The organism is Thermoflexus hugenholtzii JAD2 (genome assembly GCF_900187885.1).
Taxonomy (GTDB): domain Bacteria; phylum Chloroflexota; class Anaerolineae; order Thermoflexales; family Thermoflexaceae; genus Thermoflexus; species Thermoflexus hugenholtzii.
On sequence record NZ_FYEK01000027.1, the window covers coordinates 54,039 to 77,832 of the forward strand.

The following is a 23,794-nucleotide window of genomic DNA, read 5'->3' on the forward strand; positions in this document are numbered from 1 at the left end:
AGGGGATCGTTCACTATGAAGTCATCGGGCGAGGCCGGCCGGTGATCTTCCTGCACGGATGGCTGGGCTCCTGGGCTTATTGGATCGACACGATGAACGCCCTGTCCCGCCATTGCCGTTCTTACGCGCTGGATTTCTGGGGGTTCGGGGAGTCCGATCGCCAGCGCGCCAGCTTCACGGTCCCCAGCTTCATCGATCTGGTGACCCAGTTCATGGATCGACTGGGGATCGCCTCGGCCGCCCTGGTCGGCCACTCCATGGGTGGGACGGTCGCCCTGGGGGTCGCCCTGGCCCATCCGGAGCGGGTGACCCGGGTGGCGGTGGTGGGCTCCCCGATCACGGGGAGCTCCCTGAATTTCTTCCTGAAAATGGCCGGGCGGCCGTTCTGGGCCTTCCTGGCCTACACCTTCCCGGTGGCGGTGAAGGCGGGGACCTATCTGGCCTCGCCGACCATCACCCGGGCGTGGCGGACCTGGTATCGGATGTGGGAGCGGGATCTCTCCCGCACTTCATTGCGCTCGTTCTTCCAGAGCATCGGGAGCCTCCACCGTACGGACCTGCGGCCGCGGCTCCGGGAGCTGCGCGCGCCCGTCCTGGGGATCTATGGGGCCCGAGATAACATCGTCAACCCCGATCAAGCGTTCGTGCTGGCCCGGGAGGCCCCCCAGGCGTCGATCTTCTGGATGCCGGAGGCCGGCCACTTCCCCATGCTCGACGAGCCCGAACGCTTCCAGCAGGCCCTCGCGGATTTCCTGCTCGCATAAACCGAAGGATCCGTCTGGACAGGCAAGGACCCGGAATCCTCCCCTCAGACGGAGCATCGGTTAGCGTGCAATGACAGAGGGAAGGGGGGACCGATGAACGGGAAGTTGCGGAAGGTGATCATCCGGGATCGACGGCTGATCCCACCCTTCAACGAGCCGGCGCGGGATCTTATGGTGCTGAACAAGCCCCTCTGGCTGCACCAGCGGGATCTCCTCGCGCCTTACTGCGACGAGGAGCTGGAGGTGGACTCCCTGGACGAGGTGCCGGACGATCGGGTGCCGACCCTGGTGTATCGGGACAACCTCTTCTTCGATGAGCCCTTCCTGCGGACGTTCCTGGAGCGGGCGCGGCGTCTCAACAAGGCCTGCCGGGTGGCCTTCGCCCTCAACGACCCGGCCATCGTCCACCATGCCCTTCCCCTGCAGCGGGGCATCCGACGGGAGGGGGACGTCTATGTGGCCGATATGTGGTATTTCCCCTACGGGAAGGAATCCTACGCTCGCCCGCTGGTGATCGAGACCCTGGCCCGGGAGATCGGCTACTACCGGGTGCCGCGTTACATGGCGCCCCGCCAGGGGGATCTCACCTTCTGGGTGCCCTTGCGCGCCTTTCTTTCCATTGAGCACTGGGTCCATGTCTTCATGGCCAACTCCCCCTTCGGGATCTTCGCCGAGGGGGCCCGGATGGAGGACCGCATCCAGCGCCTGGACGTGAAGTTGCGCATCCTCTGGCGGGCCATGCTGGAGCGCCGTCAGGTCCTCTCCTCCTCCGCGCTGGTGCGCATCGGCCGCAACGTTCAGATCGACCCCACGGCGGTCCTCCAGGGGCCGACGATCATCGGGGACAACGTGACCATCGGGGCGGGAGCGGTGGTGGCCAACAGCATCATCGGCAACAACGTCAACATCGGCCAGGGGGTTCAGGTGCTGCTGAGCGTGGTGGGAGACGGCTGCTTCCTCCCCTTCCGGGCGGCTCTTTTCATGACCACGATGATGGAACACTCCATGGTGGCCCAGAACACCTGCCTGCAGCTGTGCGTGGTGGGGCGCGACACGTTCATCGGGGCAGGGACGACCTTCACGGACTTCAACCTGCTCCCCAAGCCGATCCGCACTCACTTCCGTGGCGAGCTGGTGGAGGCCGGCATGCCGGTGCTGGGGGGCTGCGTGGGCCACCACTGCCGTCTGGGCTCCGGGCTGGTGATCTACCCCGCCCGCATGATCGAGTCCGACGTGGTCCTCTTCGCCACCTCCGATCATCACGTGATCACCAGGAACGTGTATTACGAGGACAGCGATCACCTGCGCATCCCAGGCGGGGCCGCCCTGTATCCGCGTTTGTATCCGCGGGAGGAAGAGGTCGGCCAGCCGGAGGCGGCCCCGGCTCTGGAGCGAGGGAACGCCCCTTAAGCGGCATCGGCGCGTGGGACCGGCGAGGTGGAGGATGGGAACCTTCGCCTTCATGATCCATCCGATCGATCCCAAGCGGGACGTGCAGCGGAAGTTCCCGCTGCTGGGCCGGCTGCTGCCCGAGCCGGCCATCCACTTCTTCTCCGCCTACTTCCCCCCGGTGTATCTCTCCCGCGTCACCGGGATCCGCTCCCGGGCCACCGGGAGGACGGTGGAGGGTTGGCTGCTGGCGTGCCCGCTTACCCCGCAGCGGATGCTCTCCCTGCCGCTGGAGCGGGCCTATCGCAAGATCATCGAGACGGGGCGTCTGGCGGAGCGGCTCGGCGCCCACATCCTCGGGCTGGGGGCTTTCACCGCGGTGATCGGGGACGCCGGGGTCACGGTGGCCAAAGGCCTGCGCATCCCGGTGACGACAGGGAACAGCTACACCGTGGCGGTGGCTCTGCAAGCCTTACGGGAGGCCGCGGAGCGGATGGGGATCCCTCTTCCCGAGGCCACGGCAGCGGTGGTGGGCGCGGCCGGGGCTATCGGTCGGGTGGCCGCCCGGCTGCTGGCCCGAGAGGTGCCCCGGGTGATCCTGGCCGGACGCCGGGCGGAGCGGCTGGAGGCCCTCCGACCCCTCGTCGAGGCGGAGGGCGCGCGGGCCCAGGTGGCCGAAGGGCTGGAAGCTCTTCGGGAGGCCGACCTGGTCCTGGTGGTGAGCAGCTCCCCCGTCGCCATCATCAGACCGGAGCACCTGAAGCCCGGCGCGGTGGTTTGCGATGTCGCCCAGCCCCGCAACGTCTCCCCCCTCGTGGCCGCCCGGCGGGACGACGTCCTGGTCATCGATGGGGGGATCGTAGAGGTCCCAGGGGAGGTGGATTTCGGCTTCGATTTCGGGCTCCCCCCGCGCATGGCGTATGCGTGTATGGCGGAAACCATCACGCTGGCGCTGGAGGGCCGGTATGAGCCTTACAGCCTGGGCCGCCGCCTCTCTATCGAGCGGGTGGAGGAGATCGCCCGCCTGGCGGAACGCCACGGCTTCCGCCTGGCCGGCCTCATGTCCTTCGGACGCCCGCTGACCGAGGAAGCGATCGCCCGGATCCGCGCGAACGCCCGCCGGGAGTTCGCCGTGGCCCGCGGATATCCCGCCGCTCCGCCAGATCATGCCGTTGCGCGATTAGAAAAGCCCGAGATCTCATCCGGGAGATAGATTGTTCGTGAAGATCATCCACGATCTCGAGACGGATACTTTCTGTAGGCGTGCTGGGACCATCCTCGCGGATCGCCGCCTGCCATCGGTTCAGCCGCGAGGGGATGGCTGCCTGGCTCCGGATCTCCGCGCTCATCCCCATAGATGGAGCAATAAATCCTGAAGCGTTGGAGGCTCCTGCACGCGGGCCCGATCCAGATGGCGGCGGCCTTCGGGGGAGCGGGTGTAGATCAGCTCGGCTTCGCCCACGTAACGCCGCCAGGCCCGGGCGAAGGCCTCGGCGTCCGGACGTCGGATCCCCAGGGCCTGGGGCACCGGATGGTAGGCCGGTCGGCGCAGCATCGGCGGGATCAGGGCCCGCAGCGCCTGCCAGAGGCCGGCGCGAAGCAGGTCCGGCAGGCGTTCGTCCTGGCGCAGGATGAGATAGCGCGGATTCCGGATGGGTTGAAAGAGCTCCCGGTAAGCCTGTATGAAGGCCTCCGCATCTTGCGGAGGGACTCCTTCCAGCTGAACGCGATAAGCCCCGTCTGGAGTGGCGATCACCCGAAGGCTGTCCGGGGAGAGGGCCGGGCTCGCCTGTCCGGTTTCCCGCAACGCCTCCGCCAGTGCCCGGCCCACATCGAGAAGGATGGCGTCCGGCGGGACCTCGATGAGCAGGACACGCAACGCCCGGGCGAGGGTCTTGCGCTCTCGGACCAGGGTGATGAGGAAACCGGCCGCCATGCTGCCCGAGGCGAGAAGAAGGCATGCGGCCAGGGACAAATCCACGGGGAGCCCTGCGAAGATCTCCCAGAAGATCAGCCAGCCTAAGGGGAGAGCGCCGGCCAGGGCCCAGCGGAGGCTCCGCCATACCGCCGTGGCGCTCTCCCGTAGCGTGTAGACGGAGCGAAGGCGGAGGTCCTGAGGCCGAATCCGGTAGATCGGGATTTCGAAATCCATATAAGGCCGGCCGATCCCCCATGCCGCCCACGTTTCCTCTCGCCGGGCGGCGGCCTCCCGCATGATGTCGTTGAAGGCTGCGTAAGGGATGTGCTTCCAGCTCTCATCCTCCAGGGCGAGCAGCAGGCCCAGCAGGGGCTCTACATGAAATACTCCGCGGACGATCTGCCCGCGCAGGTCCTCGGCGCTGTTCGGGGGGAGGCCTCGCGTCAGCAAGGTGGGAGCGAGCCGCATGGCGTAGCGGGCGGGGCTGGCGGGGATGGCCACGCCCCACAGGTGATCGTGACGGCGCAGGAACCGCCGTAGATCCAGGTCTCCCCACTCGAAGTCCGGTGCGACGCAGACCACATCCCAGTTGTGGGCCACCTTGTGCGGCCACTCGGGGTCCAGGCGCAGGGAGCGCCCGCGCAGCTGCTGAACGGCGGTGCTGGTGGTCACGCCGGTCAGATCGATCAATGTGTTCAGCGAGAGGGCGTCCCACCCTTCGCCGAAGATCTTCCGGGTGCCAATGAGCAGGCGGATCCGCCCCTGTTCCATCATCTGGGTGACCAGAGGGACATACACCCGTGGCCCCCAGCCGGATCCTTTCCCACGCACTTCGTAATAGCCCGGACGTCGGTGCAGGGTCAGCTCGATCTGCATCCCGCGCCGCTGGCGGAACTCCTCCCAGAAGGCCTGGAAGATGGGCTGAAAGCCCTCGGGGATCCACAGGGAGCGGCCGGTCACGAAGATGGGGCGCAGGTCGATCAGCTCCGGATCTTGGATCAGCCGGCGGAAGACGCGTCGCCCGCTGCCCAGATCGGCATCGGATAGACCGGGCTCCTGCCGGAGCCGGCGGAGGCCGCTGGTGCTCTGTTCGAAATCCACCACGAGGACCGCGCGGAGCCGTTCGCCCAGGCTTCGCTTCTCGGCCCGCAGGATCTCCCGCGCGGCCTCGATCTTGCTGTCAGAGAAGGCCAGGATGAGGTCCATCGGCGAGCGGCCGGGGCGCAGGCCCTTCGGGGTAAGGGTGTAGCCCAAGGGACGCAGGCGGCGGCGGAGCTCCAGGAAGCGATGGCGATCGTTTGGATCCGGACTGGGGAGGAGGACGCGCAGGGCGTAGTGCTCCAGCAGGATCAGGCGATCCTCCCGGGTGGGCCTGCGGCGCGCCTCCGGCGGGAGGGGATACTCCAGGGGCAGCTCCCCCAGGTCCCGCAGCCAGCGCAACCCGGCGATCACCAGCGGTGCATCTTCGTCGGCCAGCTCGGGCCAGCCGGCCCGCTCGCGCTCCGGGGCGCCCGCGCCCTCCTCGGGGGTTGGGAAGAGCAAGCCCTTCAGCCAGCTCCGAAAGCCCGGAGCGGTCAACACCTCCTCCAGGACCGCCCGAAGCAGCTGATCCTGTTCCCGAAGGAAGGCGCGTTCCTGGGGGGTAGGCTCGGTGAACCAGGCCAGCTCCCGGTAGGGCGCCAGGTTTCCCTCTTTGACTACGGCGGGGGTGGGGACCTCGAAATCCACATCCCCCAGAAGGGTGGTGTAGTTCTCGTAGGCGAAATCATCCTCCGGGCTGGGGAGGGTGGCCGTCAGCCCGATGATCCGGGGCTGGTCCAGGCGGCGGATTAGATAGCGGAGCACCACCGCCCAGTAATCCAACAGATGGTGGCATTCGTCCAGGACAACGGTCCCGATCCCGTCCGCGACCAAGTCTTCGATCTGGCGCAGGGCGTTGGGGTGGAGGAAACGGGCCACGGTTTCCGGATCCTCCCGGAGCAGGCGACGCTTCAGGCGGGGATAGCGGCGGCGGATTTCCTCCCAGTAGGCCTCAGGGTTCCCGGTGCGCAGCGTGTCCAGGTAACGCTCGGCGGCCTCGGGATCGGGCACCAGGCCCCGGGCCACCAGGTCCTCCGCCCACGCCAGCCGGGAGGCGGATTCCACGAAGGACCGTTCGGGGTCCTGAACGGCCAGCCGCTGATAGGTGAAGATGCGCAGGGGGGCTTTCCTCTCCGGGGTGAGGGCGGCCCACTCCTCGAGGCGAGTGTCTTCGGGGAGGAACATCCGGAGCCGCTCATACCATTGCATCTCGATGGTGACGGTGGGGGCCAGGATGAGGGCCGGTCTCCGGAAGCGGCCGACGAGCTCCAGGCCGATGATGGTCTTCCCAGAGCCGGGCGGGGCGACGATGTGATACCGCCGGTCATCGCGCGGCGTGTCAATGACCGCCTGGATCTGATTCAGGATCATGCGCTGATATTTGCGGAAGGGATGGCGGAATCGAAACCGCTCCCATTGAGGATCCATGGCCGCTGCATCCTCGCGAACGATGAGCACTTGGGTTCAAGCTCAGGGCGTTCGACTTTCGAGCATCCTGCTCCTCATCCTCACCGATCCTCCTGCGGAGGTGGGGTGGGCAGGGGGGTGAGGGGGAGGCCGTAGGCGGCCTCCAGGATCTGACGGGCGATGGGGGCGGCGACGGCGGAGCCCTGGCCACCGTGTTCCACGATCACCACCACCACCCGCTCCGGCCGATCCGCGGGGGCGTAGCACGCGAACCACGCGTGCGGTGGGCGCCCGGGGACTGTCTCCGCGGTCCCCGTCTTGCCTGCCACCGCAAAGGGCATCCCTCGGAAGATCCAAGTCGCCGTCCCCCGGGGATGGGCCGTCACGCCCACCAGACCTTCTCGGATGACCGCCAGGGTCTCCTCGGAAACGGGGAGACGCCCCTGGACCTCCGGCGGGAAGGTCTCCTCCGGGATCCCGGGAGCGGGGCCGATGCGTTGCACCAGCCGGGGCCGGTAGAGGATCCCCCCGTTGGCCACCGCCGCCAGCATCCGGGCGATCTGCAAGGGGGTCACCAGGAGATCGCTCTGCCCGATAGCCATGTTCACCGCGTCCCCCACGGACCAGGGCCGCCCCCCTTGCTGCGCCCGCCACGCCGCGTCCGGCACCAGCCCCGCCTCCTCCGGCACCCCCTGGATCCCGGTGAGGACCCCCAGCCCGAAGGCCCGGGCCATCCGCGGAAGGAGGTCCGGGTCCTGCTGATGGAGGGCGAACCCGAGCTGATAGAAGGCCACGTTGCAGGAGACAATGAGGGCGGTGGGAAGATCCACCACGCCGTGACCGGTCCGCAGCCAGCACCATTTCCGGTAGCCTGGCCCCAGCCCGTCCCAGTAGCCCGGATCCTGAAAGGTGCTGCGGGCGGTGAACCCGTGGGTCAGGGCGGCGGCCATCACCACGATCTTGAAGATCGAGCCCGGCGGATACAGGCCCTGGGTGGCCCGGTTCAGGAAAGCCCCCGGTGGGGGCGGTGGCGGGTTCGGCCCGATCAGGGCGTTGGGATCAAAGGCCGGCCGGCTGACCATGGCCAGGATGTCCCCGTTGCGCGGATCCATCACCACCACCGCTCCCGTCCGATCCCCGAAGATCTCCTCCACCCGAGCCTGGAGCTCCCGATCCAGAGTGGTGGTGATGGGACGGCCCGGCGTGAAAGGCCGCTCGGCGAGCAACCGCGAGGGACCGTCCTCCGGGCGGGGGGGCTGGATCCACAGGCGGCCGCCGTGGGTCCCGGCCAGGTAAGGCTCCCCCCACGCCTCTAAGCCCATCCGCCCCACCCACTCGTCGCCCCGATAGCCCCGGCGCCGCCACGCGTCCAATTCCTCGGCCGGGATCTTGCCCACAATCCCCACCGTTTGCGCGGCCACGCCGGCGTAGATCCGCCCGCTGCGGGAGCGCAGGACCACGCCGGGGGTGGCCTCCAGGTCGGTGAGGAATGGCGCCACCCGATCGGCGGGGAGGGCGAGGATCGGCATATACCAGTCCGGCCGCCCGCCGGCGTAACGCGCCCGGATGGTCTCCGGAGGGAGCCCGGTGGCCTGGGTCAGGCGCGCGAGCAGTTGCCCTTCGTCGGCGATCTGCCCCGGCACCACGCCGATCTCCACCCATTCCCCCTGGACGGCCAGGCCACGTCCTTCGCGGTCGTAGAGGTTGGCCCGCTCGGGGATCACGTATTCCACCTGCAGCCGTTCGCCCTCCTGAAGCTCCGGCCAGAGGAGGGCATCCCGCCAGACCACCCGCCAGTCGCCGGTGGTCCAGCGCAGCTCCAGCGTGCCCTCCGCCTCGCGCTCCCCGAACAGGGCGGTCTTCCAACGGATGCGGTAGCGGGCCCGGGCAGTCTCCCCTTCCTCGATCAGACTCAGGGGCTGGATCTCGATAGCCTGCACCCCGGCGGCGTTGAGGGTCTCCCGCCAGCGTGCCCGGAGGTCCTCCCGGGGCATGGCGGCCTGGGAGGCGGGGGTGAGCAGCGCCCAGAGGTCATCGATCGCTTCCCGCGTAAGAGCCTCCAGGGCCGCCGTCGCCGTCCCGGCCGGAGAAGGCCGGGGCGTGGGGGTGGGCGGCGCCGGGGTGGGCGTGGGAGGGGGAGGCGAAAGAACCCGGCACGCGCTCAGCCACCCTCCCGCCGCGGCCGGAAGCGCCCGCAACAGGAAGGACCGACGGGTCCATCCCTTCCTCATCCTGCCTCCTTCCCCGGGGTCAAGAGGGGAAGGCCCGGGGGTTGCCGCAGCCGTTCTGGGGAAACGTCCGGGAGCCCCGCCCGCCGGCCGAGGGCCCGGATCGCCCGCCACAGGCCCTGGCGGGTAAGCGGATCCCCCCGGCGGTTGAGGAGCAGAGCCCGGTTCTCCGGGTCCCGAACCAGACGAGGGCGTCCCGTCTGGAGATACCGGATCAGGGATTCCCGAACCGGCGCCGGGAGCGTGTAGATGCGCAAGCCGGCGCGGGTCTGGATCCGCAGGCGCTCCCCCTCTGGATCGATGTCCTCCAGGGTGAGGGCAACGGCCTGGCCGGCCCGCAACCCCAGTTTGCCGATGAGATGCAAGATCAGGCGGTCTCGTAGCCCCAGGGGGGTCTCCGGAAGGGACCGGGCGAAGTCCATCAGGCGCTGGCGCTGATCCGGGGGAAGGGGGAGCCGGGAGCCCCGGGTGGGGAGGTGCCAGCGCAGCGCGAGGGCCGGGTTCTCCGCGATGGCTCCTTCCTGCGCCAGGAAGCGGAAGAAGGCTCGCAGGACGGCCAGCCGTTGATTCCAGGTGCGGACCGATCCGCCGCGCTGGAGCACGTTTTCATCCAGGAAGCGTTGCAACGCCGGGGCGTCCACCTCAGCCCAGCGGCGGAAGCCCCGGACCTCGAGGAAACGGACGAGCCGGAAGAGGACGTGTCGATAAGCACGGAGGGTGGAAGGGGCAGTTCCCTCCGCGGCGATCCGGGCGTCCAGGAAGCGGAGGACCCAGATCCCGAGGGCTTCCGATGGAGCATCCGTTCGGGCGTTCATCCCGAGCGCGCACCTCCGATCCACAGGCGCTGGGCTTCCCCTTGGGCGGCGTGCGGGAAGGAAGGGGACGGGTTCAGGCGGGACGCCGATGCGTTCCCCATCCCGGGCCCTGAGGGCGATCGGGAGGTTCCACCCCGAGGTCCTGGGCCTGCCCGCCCTCCTCGCGAGGGCCGATAAGCGGCATCAGCTGGAGCAGGGCTTCCTCGTCATACTGGCGGTTGCCGCACACATCGCAGATATAGGCGGGCATGTTCGGGATGACGATGAAGAAGTCCCCGTGGTAGCCGGCGTAGGTGATCCGGCGCGGCCGCATATAGCCGATCCGGCAGTTCGGGCAGGGCCACATCGAAACCTCCTGGTTGAATCCCTTCGATGCCCAGGCCGAGGTGCCGCTCAGCCGGCGCGGAGCGGCAGGGCTTCCAGGATGGCGACGGTGGCGCTGGTCCCCAATCGGGTGGCGCCAGCCTCGATCAGGGCGATGGCCTGTTCCGCCGTGCGGATGCCGCCGGAGGCCTTCACCCCGACTGTGGGGCCTACCGCCTGGCGCAGAAGCGCGACGTCCTCCACCGTCGCCCCGCCCGGCCCGAAGCCGGTGGAGGTCTTCACGAAATCCGCTCCGGCCTCGACGGCCAGGCGAGCGGCCTGGATTTTCTCCTCCGGGCGGAGCAGCGCGGTCTCCAGGATCACCTTGCAGACGGCTCCCGCGGCGTGGGCCACCGCGATGATCGCCTGCAGATCCGCCCGCACCGCCTCGATCGCCCCGGCCCGGAACAGGCCGATGGGGAGCACGATGTCGAGCTCCTGAGCGCCCTGGGCCAGGGCCAGGCTGGCCTCGGCCACCCGCACCGCCGTGAGGCTCGCCCCCAGGGGGAACCCCACCACCGTGGCCACCTTCACCGGGGTTCCGGCCAGCCGTTCGGCCGCGCGGGCGACATAGATGGGGTTCACACACACCGCCGCGCAACCGTAACGCACAGCCTCCTCACATACCCGGTCGATGTCCGCCGGGGTGGCCTCCGGGCGGAGCAGCGTATGATCGATCCGCGCGGCCAGCGCCTCCCGAGTCCACATCGTCAAGGATCCGATCGCCTCATGAATAGCCTGCGCATGGATAGATCGCTTCCTGCAGGAGGGGCTTTCGCCCCCGAACCTCCGTCTTCGATTCCGTAGGGTCGTGGCGAAGGCTATCCCTACAACCCGAACCCTCGTCTTCGAGACAGCAAGGGCCGCGGCGAAAGCCGCCCCTACTTTTGGATAAGCAGGATGTATGCCGAAATGAATTTCGGCTTACGTTGTGGGCCGCGGCCGGCGCGGCTCCTGGGGTGGCACCGGGTCCTTAGGGCACCTCCCTCCCGAAGGGATTCCGGATCAGGCCCCAGCGGGAGGGGGGCCAGTAGATCAACCACGCCTTCCCAATGATGGCCGAGCGGGGGAGGGTCCCCCAGTTGTGGGAGTCGTTGGACGCGTTGCGATTGTCGCCCAGGACGAAATATTCCCCAGGCCCCAGAGTCACCGGCCCATAGGTATATCCCATCGGGCCGCGGATGTAAGGCTCCTCCAGGGGATGGCCGTTGATGAAGACCTTACCGTCCCGGATGGCGATGGTCTCCCCCGGCAGCCCGATCACCCGCTTGATGAAATCGCGGGAGGGATCGTGAGGGAAACGGAAGACCACGATGTCCCCCCGCTGGGGAGAACCGAACCAGTAACTGACCTTGCTGATCAGCACGTATTCCCCATCGTGCAGGGTGGGCTCCATACTGGAGCCTTCGATGCGGAAGCGGGCAGTGGCTGTGTTGACCAGAGCCATCGCCACCAGCACGATCAGGGCGGTCTCGATCAGCTCCCGCAGGAAGGTGATCAGCGGGTGGGGGCCTCGCTCCGCCCGCTCCAGGATCGGTTCTGTGGATTCCAGCGCCACCGGTGTGCGCGGCTCCTCCATCTCTCTTCCTCCGCGACCGGATTATACGCCGCCTTCCCCAGGGGGTCCAGTTCATCGCCCGTGAATCGAGTGGCGAGCCGGAGCACGGACACATGCCAGGAGCTGCCGGCTTTCCTCGAAGAGTCCGTGAAAGCCGCAGAGCCGATGGGAGGCCTTTCCAGGCCGCCCACCGAGGTCCTCTCCGCGTCGAATTCGCCCGGCTCGGGTTTGGGCGCATGTCGCAGCGTCCGGATAATGGGAGGGAGGAGCTGCAAGGCGGATGATCCGGTGGAGCGAGGCGGATGACCTTCCCGGAGCGGTTCGTCCGGCGGATGCAGGGGTGGTTGGGGGCGGAGGCGGAGCCCTTCCTTCAGGCTCTGAGCGGGCCCTACCGCACCGGCCTGCGGGTCAACACCCTCAAGATCGACCCGGAGGCCTTCCGGTCCCGCTCCCCGTTTCCGCTTTCCCCGGTCCCTTGGTGCCCCGAGGGCTTCGTCATCGAGGACCTCGAAGCCCGGCCGGGCCTGCATCCGTATCACGCCGCCGGCCTGTATTACCTGCAGGATCCTTCGGCGATGGCGGCGGCGATCCTGCTGGATCCCCAGCCGGGGGAGTGGGTGCTGGATCTGGCCGCAGCGCCCGGCGGAAAGACCACCCACATCGCCGCACGGATGCGCAACACCGGGGTTCTCGTGGCCAACGAGATCCAGCCCCGGCGGGCCTCGGTGCTGGCCCTGAACGTGGAACGCATGGGGGTAACCTGCGCGCTGCTGGCCAACGAGACCCCGCAGCGCCTGGCCCGGCGCTGGGAGGGGTTGTTCGACCGCGTGCTGGTGGACGCGCCGTGCTCCGGGGAGGGGATGTTCGCCCGGGACCCCGAGGCCATCCGGGCCTGGAGCGTCGAGCGGGTGCGCCGCTCCGCCGGGTTGCAGAAGGCCATCCTCACGGAGGCCGCCCGGATGGTGCGGCCGGGGGGCTGGCTTCTGTATGCCACCTGCACCTTTGCCCCGGAGGAGAACGAGGGGGTGGTGGACGCCTTCCTGCGCGCCCATCCGGAGTTCGACCTGGTGGATCCCCCCCGCCATCCGGCCTTCGACCGGGGGCGCCCGGAATGGATCGAGGGGGGAGATCCCCGTCTGGTCCGAGCCGTGCGGCTGTGGCCGCACCGGGGGCCGGGGCACGGGCACTTCTACGCGCTCTTCCGGCGGAGGGGGGAGGAGCGGCCCCATCGTCCGGGACCGGAGGGCGATCTGCCGGGCCGGGTTCGGCGGGCCCTGGAAACTTTCTGGAAGACAACCCTGGAGGTGCCGCTGCCGGAGGACGGTTTGATCCTGCGAGGGGATCACGTCTATCGGACGCCGATGGCGCCGGCGTTGTGGCGGGGGCTGCGGGTGCTGCGGCCGGGGTGGTGGCTGGGCCGGGCGCGCGACGAGCGCTTCGAGCCCGACCACGCCCTGGCGATGGCCCTGGATCCACGGCGGGTGCGTCAGGTGCTGGCGCTCTCGCTGGACGATCCCCGGGTGGCTGCGTATCTGCAAGGGCATCCCCTGGAGGGGCCGTGGGAGGAGGGATGGATCCTCATCGCCCTGGAGGGCTTCCCATTGGGCTGGGCCCGGGCCGAGCACGGCCGGCTCAAAAACCTCTACCCCCGCCACCTGCGGGCCATCGGATGGTGGGAGGCATAAGTGAACGCTTGGGTCGGATCATCTGTTTGGGCGCTGGCCTTTTGAGGAAGCAGGTTTCACCGGACTTCCTCCACCGTGATCCCCATGGCTTCCAGCCAGGCCTTCAGGGCAGGGGCGTGATCAGCCCGCACCATCAGGGTGTGGGCGTCCAGGGGGCGGACCCAAGGGGAGAGGGCAGGCTCCCGGCACAGCGCCTCCAGGATCTCCGGCCGATCCATCCGCAACAGGATCACCGGCTCCCAGCGCGCCCGCGGCGGATGCTCGCTCCAAGTCAGCAGCCGGGCCAGCAGCCCCGCCGGCAGCGGCCCCCGATGCACCTGCTGCAACCGTTGCAGGATCTCCGAAAGGCTTAACCCGGCCTCCCGACCTGCCTGCAGCGATGCCTCCGTGATCCGGAATCCCTCCGGGGTGCGTTCGGTGAACGGCTCCAGCAATCGCTCCACCCCCGGATGGGGGAAGGGCCCGGTCCAGCGCAAGATCCCGGAATCCTCCGCCACCACCTGGTTGCGCAGATCCTCCGGCCGGAACCCGCTCCTCCACGGCCGGATCCCCCGCGCCCGCCAGCGGGCCGCCAGCGCCTCGGCCCGCTCCCCGGTCCAGCCCAGGCCCTCCCCCAGGGGTCGGAGGGACGGATCCGCCGGGAGCCCGTCTTCCCCGCTCCGGACCAAGGTCACCCGCCGGTAGATTCGCACCCGATTGAACCGCCGGTGCCAATCCTCCAGGGAGCGTCGCACGTTCGGCGGAAGGGGCTCGCCGCTGATCCCCTCCAGGAAGCGGATGACGCGCGGGATGTCCCAGCCCTGGGAGAGCCCTCGATAGAGGGCCTCGCGGGTGATCTGATAGATGGAGATCGGCTCCCCCGGCGTCGGCTCCGTGAAGGCCTCCAGGGCGGTGCGAACCGTCTCCGAGATCGGCTCGAAAGCCAGGATCCGGAAATCGGGCTGGACGACGAGGCGCCCACCCTCCTCCGGCAGCGCCACCGGTTCCCCCACCCCCAGCATCCAGGCTCCGAAGGCGGTCAGCCGCACCATCGTCCAGCGCCCGCCTCGATCCCCTCGGTCCAGAACGCCGAGCCAGTGCAGCGGCCAGAGGGTTTCCTCCATCAGCCAGGCTTTCCAGCGAGCGGCCCGCTCCTGACCGGCCGGGGAGAGGGGGTCCGGCGCGCGCGCGACTGGCTCCCGCAGGGCGGCCGCCACCAGGGCGGGCAGGGGGATCCATGCCCCGGCCTCATGTCCACGCAGCCCCTGCTCGAGACGCGCCCTCAAAAGCTCCGGGGAGAGATGCTCCCCTTCCTCCCCCTCGGAGATCCCGGCGCCCTTCCAGGCATGGAAGGCAGCGGCCGCGCGATCGGTCGCCTCCTGCTCCCAGAAGGGGTGCAGGGTCTCCAGGATCAGGGTCGCCCCATGGGTCCGAAGCACGCCCATGCGTTCCAGCAGGCGCCGGAGGAAGGCGATGTACGCGAGGTCGCGCGGGGAGCCGGCGAGGCCCAGCCAGCGCTGGAGGGCGCGAACCCACCGCGCCGGCAGCCGTCCATCCCGGGTCAGGGCGATCCCGGAGGAGCGGCGGAGGAATCGGGCCATCCGCCCGAGGTCCCGCGCCAGCCGTTGGGGAGAAGCGGGATACACGCGATCCGGTGGAAGAGACGGAAGCACAGGGAGGGCAGCGGCCACCTCGTCCGGCAGGACCGCTTCTCCCTGGGGCCGGAGGGAGCGCACCCGCCATCCCCCGCGATGCCAGTAAATCAGACCCAGGGCCGCCAGATGGACGGCCAGCTCCTCGAAGGGGATCGCTGGGGTGTCCTCCGCCGTCGCCTCATATAAAATCGAAAGGACAAGAGCGGGCATCGATCCGCCCGCCTGCTGCAGACCCTCCACCAGCCAGCGGCCCTCTGCCGGCAGGCCCGTCCAGAGGGCCGCCAGCCGGTCCCGATCGCTCAGGCGGGCAAGGGTCTGCTCCTCAGCGCCCGATCCCTCCTCCGCCGGCCATCCCTGCTGGCGGAGGATGTGGACGACCAGGGAGGGATCATAGTGCGCGACCAGCTCGTTCAACCGCATCGCCCTCCTTCCCACCCCTCCAAGGCCTCCCTGGAGGACCCCCGGGGGAGATGACCAAAGTCCGGTATAAGGATTTTAACCATAGCGGTATCATAGGAGGGCAGACGGCGATGGCGCCTGGGATCCCGGATCCAGGAAAGAGAGGGATGGAGACGCAGAAGCTGGATCCGACGCAGATGCCTACCTTGCTGAAGCCGGGGGAGGTGCTCCAGGGGCGATATCGGATCGAGCGGGTGCTCGGCGCGGGGGGGATGAGCACTGTGTATCTGGCCCTGGACCTCCGGTTCCCCTCGGTGCGTCGGTTGTGCGCGCTGAAGGAGATGATCAGCCATATCCCAGACCCCCGGATGCGGGCGCTGGCCCAGCAGAGCTTCGAGCGCGAGGCGGCGATGCTGGCCACCCTGAGCCATCCCGCCATCCCCAAGATTTACGACTACTTCACAGAGGGCGAGCGCCACTACCTCGTCATGGAGTATATCCCCGGGGAGGACCTGGAGACACGGTTGCGGCGCACCGAGGGGATGCTGCCCGTGGAGGAGGTGGTGAGCTGGGCGGTGCAGATCTGCGATGTGCTGCACTATCTTCACTCCCAGCAGCCGCCTATCATCTTCCGGGATCTCAAGCCCTCGAACATCATGGTCGACCCTTACGGGCGGGTATTCCTGGTGGACTTCGGGATCGCCAAGGTGTTCCAGGCCGGCCAGCGGGGGACGATGATCGGCACCGAAGGCTACAGCCCCCCAGAGCAGTATCGCGGGATTGCGGATCCACGCACGGATATCTATGCCCTGGGGGCCACGCTCCATCACCTGCTGACGCGGCAGGACCCGCGCTTGGAGCCCCCCTTCTCTTTTCACGAGCGGCCCATCCGTCGGGTCAACCCGGCGGTCCCCGAGGCCCTGGCCCAGGTGATCATGCGCGCCCTGGAATATGACCCCGACCGGCGCTTCCAGTCGGCGATGGAGATGAAGCAGGCCCTTCTTGCGGCCATGGGGATGTCGGCGGCCTCGCGCTCCCCGGCCATCCCCTCGGTTCGGGCTTCCTCCACCCCTTACCGGGTGAAGTGGGTCTTCGCCTGCGAGGATGAGATCCGCTCCCGCCCGGTGGCCGCGGAAGGAATGCTCTTCGTTACCTCCTACGACCACAATGTCTACGCCCTCTCGGCGGAGGATGGGAAGCTCCGCTGGAAATTCGCCGCGGAAGACGGCATCGGCGGGGCGGTGGCGGTGGCCGGGGACCGGCTGGTGGTGGGCTCGCTGGACCACCGGCTCTACGCGCTGCGGATCCAGGACGGTCAGTTGCTGTGGACCATGGAGGCGGGCGGGCCGATCTACACCACCCCTCGCATCGTCGCCGGGGTGGTCTTCTTCGGCGCCGATGATGGCTTCTTCTACGCTGTCGACCTGGAGTCCGGCCGCGTCCTCTGGCGGGTGGACCTCGCCGCGCCCATCCGCTCCTCCGCCGGCTTCTACGGGGAGACCCTGGTGGTGGGGGTCGAGGACGGCGGCGTCTACGCCTTGGACATGCGGGGGAACATCCGATGGCAGTTCACCGCCCGCAGGGGGGTCACCGCCTCGCCGTGGATCGACGCCGAGCTGGCCGTGGTGGGTTCCTGGGACTGGCATGTCTACGCTCTGGACGCGCGCACCGGATGGGCGGTCTGGCGGTTCCGCACCGGCCGGCCGGTCCTCTCCTCCCCGGTGGCGGCCGAGGGGGTGATCTATGTGGGCTCCGCCGATGGCTTTCTCTACGCGCTGAACGCGCGGACCGGCAACCCGAACTGGCGGTTCCAGACCGGCGGACAGGTCAACGCGCCTCCCCTCCTGCTTGAGGGACAGGTCCTGGTGGGGTCCACAGACGGCCGCCTTTACGCGGTGGACGCCCGCACCGGCAACGCCCTCTGGTCCTTCCAGACGGAGGGGCCCATCGTTTCCGCCCCTGAGTGGTGGGAGGGGACGTTATATGTGACCTCGATGGACCATCGGGTTTATGCCTTGAGCCCGGTGGGAGCGTAAAGCGGGATCCGATGCGATTCGAGGGTTCGGGCTGCAGGGGCGGTCTTCGCCGCGACCCTGTGGGATCGAAGAGGGAGGTTCGGGGCTAAAGCCCTTCCTACCCAAGATCGATTTTTGTAGGAGCGGCTTCAGCCGCGACCTTGTGCTCTCGAAGACAGGAGAACGATGTCGTTGGAGGAGCAGCTTCAGCCGTGACCCTTGCGTCATCGAAGACAGAGGGTTAGGCTGCAAGAGCGGTCTTCGCTGCGACCTTGTAGGATCGAAGAGGGAGGTTCGGGGCTGAAGACCCTCCTCGAAAAATCATGCGCCCGGCCGATCCCAGACCGGGCCTCGGGGGGAGGAAAGGGATGAAATGGCTGCGACGGCTGTTCGGGAAGCGCAGGATGGAGAAAGAACCCTCCGCGCCGGAGATGACGGAGCCGCCGGCGGCGGCCGCCCCAGCCTCCGGAGTGCCGGCGGAGGCCGCCCCACCCTCGCCGGAGCCGTCTGGAGGGACCATGCCCCTTCCCCCTATGCCCCCTCGCTCTGCCGTCGGGCTGCGCTTCGGCTGGGCCACCGACCCCGGCCTGATCCGGGCCCGCAACGAAGACGCGCTCCTGATCCTGCACACCGTTTACGAGGGGTCCGGGAGCCTGCTGCCGGTCGGGCTCTTCCTGGTGGCCGATGGGATGGGCGGCCATCGGGGGGGCGAGCAGGCCAGCGATCTCGCCGTCCGGGAGATCGCCCGTTACCTGGCCAGCCATCTCTTCCTCCCGCACCTCGCCCGTCGCGTCCCGGACCATCCGATCAAGGAGCTGTTGGAGGAAGCGGTCCGCGTGGCCAACGCCCAGATCCTCCAGGCAGTCCCCGGGGGCGGAACCACCGTGGTCGGCGCCCTGATCATCGGGGACAGCGTTCACCTCATCCACGTGGGGGATAGCCGGGCCTATCTGGTTTGGCCGGACCGCCTGGAGCAGCTGACCGAAGATCATTCCCTGGTGCAGCGGATGATCTCGCTTCAGGGCATCCGCGCGGAGGAGGCAGCCGGGATCCCCCGTAACCTCCTGTATCAGGCCCTGGGGCATCCCAGCCGGCTGAGCCCGGGCTACCGCCGGATTGCCCTTCCCCCGGACGCCTGGCTGATGCTGTGCACCGATGGGCTGTGGGGGGAGGTCCCGGAGGATCGAATCCTTCAGACGGTCTGGGAGAGCGCCTCTCCACAGGAGGCATGTGATCGTCTGGTTCAGCAGGCCCGGGCGGCCGGAGGCCATGACAACATCTCGGTGATCCTGGTCGGGCGATGAGCGGCCACGAGGAGTTCCTGGATTACTACGCCATCCTGGGCGTTCCGCCCACCGCCAGCCCGGAGGAGATCAAGCGGGCTTTCCGGGCGCTGGCGCGCCGGGTCCATCCCGATGCGATGCCTGGGGCGGGGACCTCCTTGCTGTTCCGGCTGGTTCATGAGGCCTATGAGGTCCTCTCCGACCCCGAGCGGCGGGCGGCGTATGACCGGCAGCGGCAGGCCCAGTGGAGCGACCCAGGCTCCGCCTTGCGGGTGCAGCTGCTCCTCAGCCGGCCCCGGTTGCCGGCCCTGTCGGCCTCCCAGATCCTCTACGCCCTGCTCACCATCGAGATGCCCCCGGAGGCCCAACCCTCGCGCCGGCCGGTGGATCTGGCCCTGGTGGTGGATCGAAGCAATTCCATGCGGGGGCCGCGCCTGGAACAGGCGAAGGCCGCTGCCCTGGAGCTGGCCGCCCATCTGCAGCCCGGGGATCGACTGGCGGTGGTGGCTTTTCACAACCGGGCGGAGGTCATCTGGCCCCTGAGCCCGGCCGAGGAGCGCCATCGCCTGCATGACCGCCTGGCCACCCTGGAGGCCGGCGGGGGCACCGAGATCTATCGAGGGCTTCTTTTGGGGTTCCAGGAGCTCTTCCGCGCCCGGCGGGCAGGCGCTTCGGTCCATCTGATCCTGCTCACCGACGGCCGGACCTATGGGGACGAGGATCGTTGCCGGGAGCTCGCGGAGCAGGCCCGTCAGGTGGGCATCGGGATCAGCGCGTTCGGAATCGGCGAGGACTGGAATGACGAGCTGCTGGACGAGATCGCCGCCCGCAGCGGTGGGATCTCCGGTTACATCACCTCGCCGGAGGAGATCCGCCAGCGTTTCCTGGAGCACCTGCGGTTGCTGGAGGAGCTTGGGATGGAGGACCTCCGCCTGATCGTAGAACCGGCCGAGGGCGTCCAGCTCACCGGGCTGTATCAGATCCGCCCGGAGCTGCGGGTTCCACCACGGGAGGACACCGGCTGGTATCTGGGTTCGCTGCACCTCTCCCGGCCGATCCAGGTGCTCCTGGAGTTCGCCCTGCCTCCCCTGGAGCCCGGCTGGCGGGAGCTCGCCCACCTGGACCTGCGGGGACAGGTCCCGGGGAACCCGCCTCGCCCGGTCCGGGCGCAGTGGACGGTGCAGGCGCCGGTTCTCCCGGAGGAGCCGTTGACGGTGGAGCCCCCTGGTCCGCTATGGGAGGCCCTGGCCCGGGTGGTGATCTACCGCCTGCAGGAGCAGGCCTGGGCGGCCGTGCGGGCGGGGAGATGGGAGGAAGGCGCCCGTCGGCTCCAGCAGGTGGGAACCCGCCTCCTGGAGCTGGGGGCAACGGATCTGGCCCGGGAGGCGCTGGAGGCCGCCACCCGCCTGTTGCAGGGTCGTGCGGTTCCCAGAGGCCAGCAGCTCGCCTTAAAATACAAAACGCGGATGCTGATGCTTCCGCCCCCTGATTCGGGAGGAGCCTCATGATCGAGTGTCCGTTGTGCGGGCGAAAATATCCGGTCGGGGCCCTGTTCTGCCCGGAGTGCGGTGTGTATCTGCTCACGGGCGGGCCCCTGCGCACGGAGCCGCTTCCCGAAGGCGTTCCAGCCCCCATCGAAACGGCCTCCGGGCGCGCTGTAGAGGCTCCCACCGTTCCGCAGAGCCTGGTGCTGCAGGTGCTCACCTCCGGCCGCCGGATTGTGGTCCAACCGGATCAGGAGGTGCTCCTGGGGCGGCTGGATGTGGGCCGCGGCATCTTCCCCCAGGTGGACCTCACATCCGACGGGGGTCTGGAAGGCGGGGTGTCCCGTCGCCACGCCCGGGTGTTCTACCAGGACGGCCGGTTCTACATCGAGGATCTGGGCAGCACCAACGGGACGTATCTCAACGGGACGCGTCTGGCGCCTTACTCCCCGCAGGCCCTGGGGGAGGGGGACGAGATCCGGCTGGGTCAGATCCCGATTCGGGTGGCGCTGGCGTAAGGAGGATCTCCCATATGACCTACACGGTCCTCATCCATCTGATCAATGCGGATCCGCTCCTGGCGGAGGTGGAGCGGCTGCCCGAGCCTCAGGATCAGGTGCTGATCTGCAGCAACGTCCGCCTCCGCGATGGGAAGGAGGTGCATTACATCGACCCGGAGGCGGTGCAGGTGATCATCCCCTGGCATCGGATCTCCTTCGTGGAGGTCCTGAGCGCCCGCGAGGAGGCCGAGATCATCAGCTTCGTGCGGGAGCGGTGAAGATGGTTCAGGCGCCGGTTCGGCCGGAAGCGCGGGAGCGCCGGCGGATCCTCATCGTGGACGATGAGGCACGGGTGCGGCAGTTCGTCCGCATGAACCTGGAGCTGGAGGGCTTCGAGGTCTTCGAGGCCTCCAACGGCCTGGAGGCCCTGGAGAAAGTCAAGGAGCTGCTGCCGGACCTGGTGATCCTGGACGTGATGATGCCGGAGCTGGATGGCTTCGAGACCTTGGCCATGATCCGGGAGGTGAGCTCGGTCCCGGTGATTATGCTCACGGTGCGGGCGGATGAGGCGGACAAGGTCCGGGGGCTGGAGCTGGGGGCGGACGATTATGTGACCAAGCCCTTCTCGCCTCGGGAGCTGATCAGCCGCATCAAGGCTGTCCTGCGCCGGGTGGATACCCCGGCCACGGCGGGCGGGGCGGTGCAGATTGATGATTACCTGACCATCGACTTCAACCGGCGGGTGGTGATCGCCGGGGGCAAAGAGATCAAGCTGCGGCCTACAGAGTGGCGGCTGCTGTATCATCTGGTGAACAACGCGGGGCGGACCCTCAGTCACGAAAGCCTGCTGGCCAAGGTGTGGGGCTACGAATACCGGGACGAGACCCATTACCTGCGGCTCTACATCAATTACCTCCGTCAGAAGATCGAGCCGGACCCCTCCCGCCCGCGTTACATTCTCACCGAACGGGGGGTGGGTTACCGGTTCGTGGACTTCCGGGGCGGGGAGCTGGAGCGGCTGAAGCGCCAGGCGGCGGACGCCTCTTCTTGAGCCCAAAGGCCCTGATCCCCTCGTTCCCCAAAATCCTCCCGAGATGATATAATTGAAAACGCAGGCATCGGGGCGTGGCGCAGCCAGGTTAGCGCACCACGTTTGGGACGTGGGGGTCGTCGGTTCGAATCCGACCGCCCCGACTCGGGCGGGCGTAGCTCAGAGGGTAGAGCGTCTGCCTTCCAAGCAGAAGGTCGCGGGTTCGAATCCCGTCGCCCGCTCCTATTCTGATGAGGGATAGAGTGGGCCCGTAGCTCAACGGCAGAGCAGCCGGCTCATAACCGGTCGGTTGCAGGTTCGAATCCTGCCGGGCCCACAAGGGGGAGGGTGTCCGCCGTCGGAGCACGGAAAGGGGGTGCGCACGGCGCTGTGGAGGAGGGCAGGCCCCCTGGGTTGGGTTCCCCCGCTTCATTCCATCTCAGGGAGGAAGCGATGGCGAACGATCGTCCCTGGTATCGGTTTTATGATCCCCGCACTCCGAGGTCCCTGGAGTATCCCCCCATCCCCTTCTTCCGCTTCCTGGAGGATTCCGCCCGCCGGTTCCCGGATCGCCCCGCCCTGATCTTCAAGCCCGCCCATCAGGGGTTCGCCGGGAGCGCCATGACCTACCGGGAGCTCAACGAGCTCTCGGACCGCCTGGCCGCGGCCCTCTACCATGAGCTGGGGGTGCGCAAAGGGGATCGGGTGGCTTTGATCATGCCGAACATCCCTCAGTTCGTCATCTCCTACTTCGCCGTCCAGAAGATCGGCGGCATCGTAGTGGCCACCAACCCCATCTACACCCCTCGAGAGCTGGAATATCAGCTCGCCGACTCCGGCGCCACGGTGGCCATCGTCCTCAGCCGGATCTACGAGCGGGTGAAATCCGTCCAGCCCAACACCGCGGTGCGCCGCGTGGTGGCCGTTCACATCAAGGAATACATGAGCCCGCTCCTCAAGCTCCTCTACACCCTGGCCCGGGAGCGCAAAGAGGGCGACCGGGTGGCGCTGCGGGACAACGACATCTGGTTCCAGGACCTGCTGCGGCGCTACCGGCCGGACCAGCGGCCGGCGGTGGAGGTGGGACCGGACGACGTGGCCATCTTCCAGTATACAGGCGGGACCACCGGCCTCTCGAAAGGGGCGGTGGCCCTCCACCGCAACATCGTGGCCAACGTCCTGCAGATACGAGCGTGGGATCCGGAGATCCGGGACGGCCAGGAAGTGGTGATGGGCGCCCTCCCGCTGTTCCACGCCTACGGTATGATCGTGGTCCTGGGCCTGGCCATGCAGTGCGGCGCCACCATCGTGCTGGTGCCGAACCCCCGGGATCTGCCGACGCTTCTCGATGGGCTGCAGCGTTATCGCGTGACCATGTTCCCGGGCGTGCCCACCCTCTACAACGCCATCAACAATCACCCGGATGTGAAGGCCGGCAAATACAACCTGCGCACCATCCGCGCCTGCATCTCCGGCGCCGCGCCGCTGCTGCTGGAGATCAAGCGGCGCTTCGAGGAGATCACCGGGGCGAAGCTGGTGGAGGGCTATGGCCTCTCGGAGGCGCCCACCGCCACCCATTGCAATCCCCTCTACGGCCTGAACAAGGAGGGCAGCATCGGGATCCCGCTCCCCGATGTGGACGCGAAGATCGTCAGCCTGGAGGACGGGGTCACCGAGCTGCCGCCGGGGGAGATCGGGGAGCTGGTGCTGCGCGGTCCCCAGGTCTTCCAGGGCTACTGGAACCGCCCGACGGAGACCGAGAACACCCTCCGAAACGGCTGGCTTTACACGGGCGACATCGCCCGAATGGACGAGGATGGCTATTTCTATATCGTGGATCGCAAGAAGGAAGTGATCAAGCCGGGCGGCTATCAGGTGTGGCCGCGGGAGGTCGAGGAGGTCCTGGCCCAGCATCCCAAGATTAAAGAGGTGGCCGTCGCCGGGATCCCGGATCCGCATCAGGGGGAGGCGGTTAAAGCCTGGGTGGTGCTCCACGAGGGGCAGACGGCGACGGTGGAGGAGATCCGGGAGTGGTGCCGGGACAAGCTGGCGCCTTATAAGATCCCGCGTTTCATCGAGTTCCGAAGCGAGCTCCCCAAGAGCATGGTGGGCAAGGTCCTGCGCCGGGTGCTGGTGGAGGAAGAGCGGGCCCGGGGCCAGCCCACTGGATGAAGCCATCGCTCTTGCAGAAATCGAGGGAGCTGGGGATGTCCGAGATGTCCCCAGCTCCTGTTTTTCCTAC

At 68.2% G+C, this 23,794-nt stretch carries 18 protein-coding genes and 3 tRNA genes; 14 read left to right on the forward strand and 7 right to left on the reverse strand.

Features of this window, described 5'->3' with window-relative positions; translation table 11 throughout:
• Positions 1-41: 41 nt before the first annotated feature.
• The 3 genes from CFB18_RS06480 (at position 42) to CFB18_RS06490 (ending at position 3,366) form a co-directional block, all read left to right on the forward strand.
• Complete coding sequence (locus CFB18_RS06480) at positions 42-764, forward strand: alpha/beta fold hydrolase (protein ID WP_159461610.1); 723 nt, start codon at positions 42-44, stop codon at positions 762-764.
• A gap of 93 nt (positions 765-857) precedes the next feature.
• On the forward strand, positions 858-2,174 hold the full coding sequence (locus CFB18_RS06485; RefSeq protein ID WP_200808113.1) for an LbetaH domain-containing protein: 1,317 nt from the start codon (positions 858-860) through the stop codon (positions 2,172-2,174).
• 34 nt (positions 2,175-2,208) lie between these two features.
• Positions 2,209-3,366 (forward strand): shikimate dehydrogenase, encoded by a 1,158-nt coding sequence (locus CFB18_RS06490; protein ID WP_088570988.1) that lies wholly within the window; start codon positions 2,209-2,211, stop codon positions 3,364-3,366.
• Between the two features lie 132 nt (positions 3,367-3,498).
• Here CFB18_RS06490 and CFB18_RS06495 read toward each other — a convergent pair whose 3' ends face one another.
• The 6 genes from CFB18_RS06495 to lepB all read right to left on the reverse strand — a co-directional run bounded on the left by CFB18_RS06495 (position 3,499) and on the right by lepB (position 11,543).
• Positions 3,499-6,579: a DEAD/DEAH box helicase family protein gene (locus CFB18_RS06495; RefSeq protein WP_088570989.1), complete on the reverse strand. Its 3,081-nt coding sequence runs from the start codon at positions 6,577-6,579 to the stop codon at positions 3,499-3,501.
• A gap of 80 nt (positions 6,580-6,659) precedes the next feature.
• Positions 6,660-8,789: a penicillin-binding transpeptidase domain-containing protein gene (locus CFB18_RS06500; RefSeq protein WP_088570990.1), complete on the reverse strand. Its 2,130-nt coding sequence runs from the start codon at positions 8,787-8,789 to the stop codon at positions 6,660-6,662.
• Complete coding sequence (locus CFB18_RS06505) at positions 8,786-9,601, reverse strand: tyrosine-type recombinase/integrase (protein ID WP_088570991.1); 816 nt, start codon at positions 9,599-9,601, stop codon at positions 8,786-8,788. The genes CFB18_RS06500 and CFB18_RS06505 overlap by 4 nt, the downstream gene beginning before the upstream one ends.
• A gap of 73 nt (positions 9,602-9,674) precedes the next feature.
• Positions 9,675-9,947, reverse strand: coding sequence for a YgiT-type zinc finger protein (locus tag CFB18_RS06510; RefSeq protein ID WP_088570992.1), 273 nt, complete (start codon positions 9,945-9,947; stop codon positions 9,675-9,677).
• A gap of 47 nt (positions 9,948-9,994) precedes the next feature.
• The gene (gene deoC, locus CFB18_RS06515; protein ID WP_088570993.1) at positions 9,995-10,672 is read right to left on the reverse strand and encodes a deoxyribose-phosphate aldolase; all 678 of its coding nucleotides are present in this window, start codon (positions 10,670-10,672) and stop codon (positions 9,995-9,997) included.
• Between the two features lie 265 nt (positions 10,673-10,937).
• On the reverse strand, positions 10,938-11,543 hold the full coding sequence (gene lepB / locus CFB18_RS06520; protein WP_088570994.1) for a signal peptidase I: 606 nt from the start codon (positions 11,541-11,543) through the stop codon (positions 10,938-10,940).
• Positions 11,544-11,824: 281 nt separating this feature from the next.
• Here lepB and CFB18_RS06525 point away from each other — a divergent pair, with 281 nt between their 5' ends.
• Entirely contained in the window at positions 11,825-13,207 is a 1,383-nt protein-coding gene (locus CFB18_RS06525) for an RsmB/NOP family class I SAM-dependent RNA methyltransferase (protein WP_088570995.1), read from the forward strand.
• A 56-nt stretch (positions 13,208-13,263) separates the two neighbouring features.
• On the opposite strand, the gene CFB18_RS16245 is transcribed toward CFB18_RS06525, so the two are convergent.
• A complete protein-coding gene (locus CFB18_RS16245; RefSeq protein ID WP_088570996.1) occupies positions 13,264-15,261 on the reverse strand; it encodes a helicase-associated domain-containing protein in 1,998 nt (665 codons plus the stop codon).
• A 146-nt stretch (positions 15,262-15,407) separates the two neighbouring features.
• Between CFB18_RS16245 and CFB18_RS15275 the strand changes: the two genes are divergently transcribed.
• From CFB18_RS15275 to CFB18_RS06585, 10 genes are all read left to right on the forward strand, one after another.
• The gene (locus CFB18_RS15275; protein ID WP_159461611.1) at positions 15,408-17,276 is read left to right on the forward strand and encodes a serine/threonine-protein kinase; all 1,869 of its coding nucleotides are present in this window, start codon (positions 15,408-15,410) and stop codon (positions 17,274-17,276) included.
• A 347-nt stretch (positions 17,277-17,623) separates the two neighbouring features.
• Positions 17,624-18,559 carry a PP2C family protein-serine/threonine phosphatase gene (locus CFB18_RS06545; RefSeq protein WP_159461612.1) on the forward strand — a complete coding sequence of 312 codons (936 nt, stop codon included), beginning with the start codon at positions 17,624-17,626 and terminating at the stop codon, positions 18,557-18,559.
• Entirely contained in the window at positions 18,556-20,046 is a 1,491-nt protein-coding gene (locus CFB18_RS16250; RefSeq protein WP_088570999.1) for a VWA domain-containing protein, read from the forward strand. Before CFB18_RS06545 ends, CFB18_RS16250 begins: the two co-directional genes overlap by 4 nt.
• A complete protein-coding gene (locus CFB18_RS06555; RefSeq protein WP_088571000.1) occupies positions 20,043-20,540 on the forward strand; it encodes an FHA domain-containing protein in 498 nt (165 codons plus the stop codon). Before CFB18_RS16250 ends, CFB18_RS06555 begins: the two co-directional genes overlap by 4 nt.
• 14 nt (positions 20,541-20,554) lie before the next feature.
• Positions 20,555-20,800 carry a hypothetical protein gene (locus tag CFB18_RS06560; RefSeq protein WP_088571001.1) on the forward strand — a complete coding sequence of 82 codons (246 nt, stop codon included), beginning with the start codon at positions 20,555-20,557 and terminating at the stop codon, positions 20,798-20,800.
• 2 nt (positions 20,801-20,802) lie between these two features.
• Positions 20,803-21,573 carry a response regulator transcription factor gene (locus CFB18_RS06565; protein WP_088571002.1) on the forward strand — a complete coding sequence of 257 codons (771 nt, stop codon included), beginning with the start codon at positions 20,803-20,805 and terminating at the stop codon, positions 21,571-21,573.
• 68 nt (positions 21,574-21,641) lie between these two features.
• Positions 21,642-21,716: transfer RNA gene (locus CFB18_RS06570), tRNA-Pro, on the forward strand.
• Between the two features lie 5 nt (positions 21,717-21,721).
• Positions 21,722-21,794 (forward strand) — tRNA-Gly (locus CFB18_RS06575).
• Positions 21,795-21,817: 23 nt separating this feature from the next.
• Positions 21,818-21,889, forward strand: a tRNA-Ile gene (locus CFB18_RS06580).
• Positions 21,890-22,005: 116 nt separating this feature from the next.
• Positions 22,006-23,724 carry a long-chain-fatty-acid--CoA ligase gene (locus CFB18_RS06585; protein WP_088571003.1) on the forward strand — a complete coding sequence of 573 codons (1,719 nt, stop codon included), beginning with the start codon at positions 22,006-22,008 and terminating at the stop codon, positions 23,722-23,724.
• The last annotated feature ends 70 nt before the right edge of the window (positions 23,725-23,794 follow it).

Excerpts from the sequence above, each read along its gene's own strand:
- CFB18_RS06485 (WP_200808113.1), top strand. The coding sequence starts at position 858 with ATGAACGGGAAGTTGCGGAAGGTGATCATCCGGGATCGACGGCTGATC.
- CFB18_RS06490 (WP_088570988.1), top strand. The coding sequence starts at position 2,209 with ATGGGAACCTTCGCCTTCATGATCCATCCGATCGATCCCAAGCGGGAC.
- CFB18_RS06495 (WP_088570989.1), bottom strand. The coding sequence starts at position 6,579 with ATGGATCCTCAATGGGAGCGGTTTCGATTCCGCCATCCCTTCCGCAAA.
- CFB18_RS06500 (WP_088570990.1), bottom strand. The coding sequence starts at position 8,789 with ATGAGGAAGGGATGGACCCGTCGGTCCTTCCTGTTGCGGGCGCTTCCG.
- CFB18_RS06505 (WP_088570991.1), bottom strand. The coding sequence starts at position 9,601 with ATGAACGCCCGAACGGATGCTCCATCGGAAGCCCTCGGGATCTGGGTC.
- CFB18_RS06510 (WP_088570992.1), bottom strand. The coding sequence starts at position 9,947 with ATGTGGCCCTGCCCGAACTGCCGGATCGGCTATATGCGGCCGCGCCGG.
- deoC (WP_088570993.1), bottom strand. The coding sequence starts at position 10,672 with ATGTGGACTCGGGAGGCGCTGGCCGCGCGGATCGATCATACGCTGCTC.
- lepB (WP_088570994.1), bottom strand. The coding sequence starts at position 11,543 with ATGGAGGAGCCGCGCACACCGGTGGCGCTGGAATCCACAGAACCGATC.
- CFB18_RS06525 (WP_088570995.1), top strand. The coding sequence starts at position 11,825 with ATGACCTTCCCGGAGCGGTTCGTCCGGCGGATGCAGGGGTGGTTGGGG.
- CFB18_RS16245 (WP_088570996.1), bottom strand. The coding sequence starts at position 15,261 with ATGCGGTTGAACGAGCTGGTCGCGCACTATGATCCCTCCCTGGTCGTC.
- CFB18_RS15275 (WP_159461611.1), top strand. The coding sequence starts at position 15,408 with ATGGAGACGCAGAAGCTGGATCCGACGCAGATGCCTACCTTGCTGAAG.
- CFB18_RS06545 (WP_159461612.1), top strand. The coding sequence starts at position 17,624 with ATGAAATGGCTGCGACGGCTGTTCGGGAAGCGCAGGATGGAGAAAGAA.
- CFB18_RS16250 (WP_088570999.1), top strand. The coding sequence starts at position 18,556 with ATGAGCGGCCACGAGGAGTTCCTGGATTACTACGCCATCCTGGGCGTT.
- CFB18_RS06555 (WP_088571000.1), top strand. The coding sequence starts at position 20,043 with ATGATCGAGTGTCCGTTGTGCGGGCGAAAATATCCGGTCGGGGCCCTG.
- CFB18_RS06560 (WP_088571001.1), top strand. The coding sequence starts at position 20,555 with ATGACCTACACGGTCCTCATCCATCTGATCAATGCGGATCCGCTCCTG.
- CFB18_RS06565 (WP_088571002.1), top strand. The coding sequence starts at position 20,803 with ATGGTTCAGGCGCCGGTTCGGCCGGAAGCGCGGGAGCGCCGGCGGATC.
- CFB18_RS06585 (WP_088571003.1), top strand. The coding sequence starts at position 22,006 with ATGGCGAACGATCGTCCCTGGTATCGGTTTTATGATCCCCGCACTCCG.